We start from the raw sequence: 6,314 nt of genomic DNA on the forward strand, positions 1-6,314 counted from the left end.
CCCGCTACGACAAGACCACCCAGTCCTACCAAGCAGCCGTCACCCTCGCAGCACTCCTGATGTGGGCGTGACATTTGACGACAGATCCTAGCGCGCATGCGGTAGAAGGCGGCACGGGATACGCCGATCTCAGCCAGCGCTTCCCCTAGCTTGAGCGTCTGCCTGTCGGCCTTGGTCGGAGTGCTCACAGCCAGGGCTCCCCTTCGGTCTTGATGCGGTCGGCTTGGTTGAGGTCGTGGCGGACCTGGGCAGCGAGGAGTTCTTCGCCGGGGCGGTAGCCGCTGGCGAGGTAGGTCCAGGAGGAGGTGGTGACGAGAGTGGTCTCGTCGGTGGCGGGGTGGCCAGCGCGGGCGCGGGCGTCTTCGGCCTGGGCGAGGCGCCAGGCGCGGCGTACGTCGCGGAGGGCGCCGAGGGTGGTGGAGTAGGCGCGGGATTTGCTGGAGAAGTGGCCGCGGAAGCCGAGCATGTGAGCCCACTTCCAGAGCTTGAGTTCGGCGAACTCCGGCAGGTGGCCGAGATCCCAGGCGGTACGGATCATCTGCCGTACGTGCTGCTGGACGGGCAGGGCCTTGATGGGCTCGGCCTGTCCGGTGCCGTCGCAGTCGGGGCACCGGTCGTGGAAGCCGTCGGGGCCGCGCTGGTAGCCGCGTCCGGCGCAGGGGCGGCACATCAGGGTGCGGTCCACGGTGCCCGCGCCCTCAGCGTTCTTGGTGGCGTACTTGGCGACGTATCCGGCGACCTTTGAGTCTGTGAGTTCGCCGTTGCTCAGGGCGGTGATGGGGTCGACCTTGAACCGGCGGCCCCAGGTGATGACGCGTTCGCCGATGGAGTTGGACTCGATGGTGAGCCGGGCCTGTTTGACCGCCAGGCCCACGGCGGCTTTGAGGGCGTTGAAGGTGGCCCAGGCCGGGGGCGGGGTGGTGTGGCCGGCGGGTCCGTCGAAGCGGATCACGGCATGGAAGTGGACCAGGCCGCGCTTTTGGTACTCGGCGACCTTGGCGAAGGAGACGCGAAGGGCGGCGTTCAGCGCCTTCTGCGTCATGCCGAAGTGCTTGGCCAGGGCGCGACGCAGGTAGGTGGTGAAGCGCGCCCAGAGCTGTCCGGCGTGCGCGTTCCAGAGCACTGCCCCGACGTAGTCGTAGGTGGCCGGGTTCAGCGGGGTGCTCAGGGCCGGGTCGTCGTCGGCGTGCTGGGTGCCGCAGCGGCAGCGGCGGGGCTTGCCCGCGGTGTCGGTGTTGCGGTGGACGGGGCCGAAGGAGGGGGCGGTGAGGGTGACGAAGGCGCGGGGGTGGTCGCGGACGGTTTCGGCGACGTTTTTGCCGCCGGAGAGTCCGGCCTTGATCAGGTGGTAGGTGTCGGCGGCGTAGATGCGGGAGCAGGCGGGGCAGCGGGAGGCGCGGCGGTTGCCGCAGGTGGTCAGCAGGCGTCCGGAGGGTTCGTCTTCGGAGCGGTAGGCGCGGACCACTTCCTTGGTGGTCTGGTCGGTGGTGATCGTCCAGCCGTGGAGGTTGACCGGGCTGGTGCAGCCGTGCAGGTTGCGGACCTGCTCTTGTACGCGGTCGAAGTCGTGGGTGTTGGCCAGTTCGATCAGGTCCCGCAGGCCGGGGCTGATGACGTGCCGCAGGTCGAGGGGGCGGTGCATGAGTGGCGGGGTCTCCTCTCTGGCGGGAGGGTGGGACCTGCGGGCAGCAGCGAACAGTGCGCTCGGGCTGCTGCCCGCAGGCATGACGGACTGGGCCCAGGGACGGGCGCGGGGTGTGGTGGTGCCGGGAGGCCGGCGGGGAGAGCACGGCTCTACAGGACGGCGTGGAGGGCGGTGGCCATGGGCAGGCCGATGCCGAGTCGCCTCTTGAGCTGTGCCGCTGTGATGGGTTCGCCGTGCTCGGCGTGGTGGGACGCGGCGATGGAGCGTGCTTCGGCGAGCAGTGGCTCAGGGACCTTGACCGCAGGCGCAGGCACGGCGGGGGCCGAGGCGCTGGGCGCGGCGATCAGGCCCGGCGTGACGGGTGGTACAGGCGTCGGGGCGGTTTCCGGTTCGGTGGAGGCCGGGGCGTGCTCTCGGGCGGGTTCCGTCTCGGCGACCGGGTCCGGGGCGGGCTCGTGGGCCGGTTCTGTCTCGGCGCCCGGGGCAGCTTCGGCTGCATCGGTGCTGACTGCGTGGAAGGAGCGCAGGAGCTGCGGGCCGACCGCTCCCCAGCCGAGGAGCAGCACCGGGGCCACGGCGTCCACGGCTGCGCGGCCGTAGTGCTCGGCGACGATGGGTTCGGCGATGTTGAGGGCCAGGGTCAGGAGTCCGGAGACGTGCATGAGGCGGGTGGCCGCCTTCATCTGTTCGGGCGGGACGCCCCGCAGGGAGAGGTAGCGCAGGGCGACCAGGAGCCCGACCACTGACAGGTCAACCATGGGAGCGATCAGGGGAGCGATGGGAGCGGGGACGCCTAGGCGCAAGGCCAGGGCCCAGACGTTGCCGAAGGAGAAGACGAACGCCAGGGCGGCGATGATGCCCATGACCACGGTAACGGTGCGCTGTGTGATCCGGTCCTCAGACATTGGGAGTTCACCTCCTTTCCGGTTGCTCGCGGGTGCTCAGGCGTGTGATGGGTCAGGCCGCCACGGGCGACAAGCCGTCGTCGTCCGGCTCCTTCTTAGTGAGGTCGACGGCAGGAACCAGGTCGGCCGGGTCGGCGGTCAGGCGGTTCGTGGCGTGCGCAATCTCCTCCGCCCACGCGTCCGGCACGTACGGCGTGCGGATGCGGGTGAAGCCGGGCTGCGACTGGTGGTTCATCGAGGCAACGCCGACATAGGCCGGGTCCTGAAGGTTGATCGGGTTGGCGTCCGGCCAGTCCCGGATGTCCTCACCGAGGGCCGCCACGGCAGCTTCGGCGGTCTTCTGCGCGAAGCTCAGGCCCACGGGGCACACGTCGCGGATGAAGGTCGGGATGGCGTCGCCCGTGCTCTTCTGCGTGGCGAGGATGACGAGGATGCCCACCGATCGGCCCTTCTTGACCAGGTCTTCCACGAGCCGGGCGTTCTCGGCGGCGAGGGCGGCGAGTTCCTTCGTCCTCTTGTCGCTGCCCTTGTGGTCGCGGAAGTAGGTGTGCGCCTCATCGACGATCAGCACGACCAGCGGCCACTTCTCGGAGGGACCCACGTCCCACATGGACTTCGCCCCGAGCACATCGAGGACCAGGGCGGAGCGCTTGCGGCGCAGGTCTACCAGCCGCTTGAACAGCTTGTTGGCTTCTTCGAGCTCATCGCCGACGAAGGCGAACATGCGCTGTACCCAGGCGTAGTAGTCACCCTCGTACGCGGCGGACACCTTGCCGTCCGCACAGGCGAACTGAACCCACGGCGCGGGCGCCCAGTCCGACAGAAGCCGGTTGATCAGCGACGTCTTGCCCTTGCCGGGAAGGCCGGCCACGGTCACGCCAGGCACCTGCCTCAGGTCGACGGACACCGGCTGCGCGTACTCGTCCACGCCCAGCTCCCACTGGGCCACCTTCTCCGGCACCGTGCCCGTGGGACCGTGCTCGGTGGGGAACTTCAGCGGATCGAGCCGCACCCCCCGGATGACGACCGATCCCGGCTCGTCCTGGGTGACCGCCACGCGCGTGCACCGCCACGCATCCGCCAGATGCGGGGCCGCCTTCTGGTACTGCTCCAGGCCGACGCCGGGCAGACAGCCCGCCCGCGCGATCACCCCGTACGCGTCGTGCGTGACCTTCAGCATGGGGACCAGGATGCGGGGCTTGATGGGCTTGCCGTCCGTGTTCGCCAGCGAGGCCAGCGCGGTCGGCATCTTGTCCGTGGCGCATAGCTTCAGCATCTGCGCGAGCCGCTTCCAGGTCCGCCGCACCCGCACGGCCTGCCGGATGGACTGCCGGGTCATGGCGTCGGCCCGCAGGTAGCGGACCACCCACCACACCGACCAGCCGACCAGCACGGCCAGCGCCGCGCCGACGACCAGGAGGCCATAGCCGAAGGCCCCTCCGGTCGGGTCGTTGTCCTTCATGTCTTGCTCTCCTGAGAGTTGTAGAGGAAGGCCGCAAGGGCCGTTTCGAGGGCCACCCGATCCGGGGCGGCGAGCCGGGGGAAGCCGTAGCCGACGAGCACGGCCGCCACTGAGTTGATGAGGGAGTCACTGAGCCGGGCATCCGGCCCGGCGTGAGGCAGTGGGTAGCTGCACTCGACGCCGGACCGGAACGCAGTACCGCTCACGCCGCCTCAGCGGCCGGAGCCGGACCGCCGACCAGGTCCAGGCGTTCCGCGCGGTAGGCGATGCCGTCCGAGAGCGACCCGTTGAAGATCCGGGCCCACGGGGTGGCGAACAGCTCCACCGGCATGACCGGCACACCCGGCTTGAGGCCGTTGGGGAGACCGGTCTCCGGAACCGTGATCTTCATGGCCTCGGCGCGGTCGTCCTCCATGAAGAAGAGGGTGACCACGAACAGCTTCGCTCCGGTCTCACGGTCCACGGCGAACTGTGTCTTCTCGGCGTCCGCGTACTTCGGCACCGGCAGGTTGCCGACCATGAACGACGCGGACGGGAGCAGGCCAACACGGATACGAGCCATGGGCGTTACGTCCTTTCGGTAAGTGCTCCGCCAGGGCGGCGAGGCACGATCTATGGAACCTCGGTCACCTAGCACTGTCAAGTCAAAAAGGTGAGCTAGGTGTACAGAGGTCTATGTCAGTGGGGTGTGCTAGGGCAGCTAGGGGTCGCTACCCTGATGGCATGACTCCCGCGCCAGACAAGAAGCAGGACCGCCGACCGCCATATCAGCACGCCGCCGACGAGCTTCGGCGCGACATCAAACAGGGCCGGTTCAAGCCCGGCCAGCAGATGCCTTCTGTTCGCGAGCTGCAAGAGCGCTTCGGCGTGGCCAACATGACGGCCAGAAGTGCCCTGAACGTGTTGCGGGACGAAGGGTTGATCTACACCATTCACGGTCGGGGCAGCTTCGTCGCGGACGTCGCCGACCACACGGGCGAGTTCACTGTCGACTACAACCCGCCCGCCTGGTACCTGGCCAATAAGGGCAAGGGCGAACCGGACGAGGAGGCCAGCGAGGGGAATCCGGGCGATGAATCTGTCGGGTCCTCCCTCGCTGAACTTCTCACCACTTTGCGCGACGAGATCCGAGCGCTCAGCGCGGAGCATCAGGAACTGCGCCGGGAAGTCGAGGCTCTGAAGAAGGCCCAGCAGCAGCCTTCGTCCTAGCCGCCGCAGTCCTGAGTCGGGCGACCTCTTGCCGCATTTCCCTTGCCTCGCGGCCGAGCCGTGCCACCATGGCGCTCATTTCCTGAAGCAGTGCGGATGCCTCTGCCGCCTCCCGGCTGTGAATGCTGACCAACTCCCTTCCTGAGTTCCGTATCCGCTCGGTCATCTCTCCCCGTTCGCTGCCGTGCCGTTGTTGCGTCTTGCGTCCAGCCAATCGCCGAGGGCTTACCCGAAGGCTTGCCCAGTGGCCATCCACCGCCGGGTCAGGGCTTGCCCGTACTGCTCGGCAAGCCGTCATCGCGGCTGTTGAGACAGGTCTACCGGCCGAACCGGGCACGTAGGAGGCGAGGGGTGCCACGCTCCCGCGGGGCGGGCAGAAGCCGTCCTTCGGAACTCTCCGCATCCCGTTGTGCGGGAAATCGTGTCTGCGTGCGCACACGCCACCCGTCCTTCCAGTCGTCGGTCAGGAGCATCAATAGTCCGGAGAATCGCCGGTTTCGCTAACCGGCACATCCGTACGTTCCGCCGCTCGGGGTATAGCGAGGAACGCCCTTAGAGGTGTCGAAATCCGCAACGGCCTGACACTCATTTCTGTGATCCATGTCGCTCCTCCGTCTCTGTGTTGAAGATCCGTACTCGTCTGCTACAGGTGTCGGAAAACCGGTCGGTGTGACAGTCGCCGGGCAGAAATCAGCTCAGCACTCATCCCCGACTACAACCGACCGCCGGCGGCCGACCAAGGTCACGAAACAGTCACGCAGCAGCCTGGTAAGCCCCGACCACCCGCACACACGGCATCCTGCAATCCCCTGCCTGTGGATAGATTCCGCCGACCGCCAGAACAAATGGGCAGCAATGCGGCTATAAAGTGCCGTAACGGCGTCGAAGCTGTGGAACGGTGGGAAGGCAGGGTCAGCGCGTGGCCGCATGACCAGCCAAGGGCCCAGTGCAGCGGAGCTGTTCAGAGTTTCTTTACTGGATCAAGGCGGCCCGCCTACGGCGGGCCGCGGGGGGGGGGGGGGGGGGGGGGGGGGGGGCAGGAGCGCCTCCTCCCCCCCCCCCCCCCCCCCCCCCCCCCCCCCCCCCCCACACC

At 68.2% G+C, this 6,314-nt stretch carries 5 protein-coding genes; 1 reads left to right on the forward strand and 4 read right to left on the reverse strand.

The annotated features are described in order from the left end of the window. Positions 1 to 184 precede the first annotated feature (184 nt). From AC069R_RS32800 to AC069R_RS32815, 4 genes are all read right to left on the reverse strand, one after another. Positions 185 to 1,642 carry a replication initiator gene (locus AC069R_RS32800; protein ID WP_478770352.1) on the reverse strand — a complete coding sequence of 486 codons (1,458 nt, stop codon included), beginning with the start codon at positions 1,640 to 1,642 and terminating at the stop codon, positions 185 to 187. 152 nt (positions 1,643 to 1,794) lie between these two features. Beyond that, complete coding sequence (locus AC069R_RS32805; protein WP_478770353.1) at positions 1,795 to 2,550, reverse strand: DUF2637 domain-containing protein; 756 nt, start codon at positions 2,548 to 2,550, stop codon at positions 1,795 to 1,797. A gap of 52 nt (positions 2,551 to 2,602) precedes the next feature. After that, positions 2,603 to 4,012: an FtsK/SpoIIIE domain-containing protein gene (locus AC069R_RS32810; protein WP_478770354.1), complete on the reverse strand. Its 1,410-nt coding sequence runs from the start codon at positions 4,010 to 4,012 to the stop codon at positions 2,603 to 2,605. A gap of 202 nt (positions 4,013 to 4,214) precedes the next feature. Next, entirely contained in the window at positions 4,215 to 4,574 is a 360-nt protein-coding gene (locus AC069R_RS32815) for an SCO3933 family regulatory protein (protein WP_478770355.1), read from the reverse strand. A gap of 161 nt (positions 4,575 to 4,735) precedes the next feature. Here AC069R_RS32815 and AC069R_RS32820 point away from each other — a divergent pair, with 161 nt between their 5' ends. Next, complete coding sequence (locus AC069R_RS32820) at positions 4,736 to 5,221, forward strand: SCO5717 family growth-regulating ATPase (RefSeq protein WP_478770356.1); 486 nt, start codon at positions 4,736 to 4,738, stop codon at positions 5,219 to 5,221. The last annotated feature ends 1,093 nt before the right edge of the window (positions 5,222 to 6,314 follow it).

It is taken from the genome of Streptomyces sp. NPDC043952, assembly GCF_056435325.1.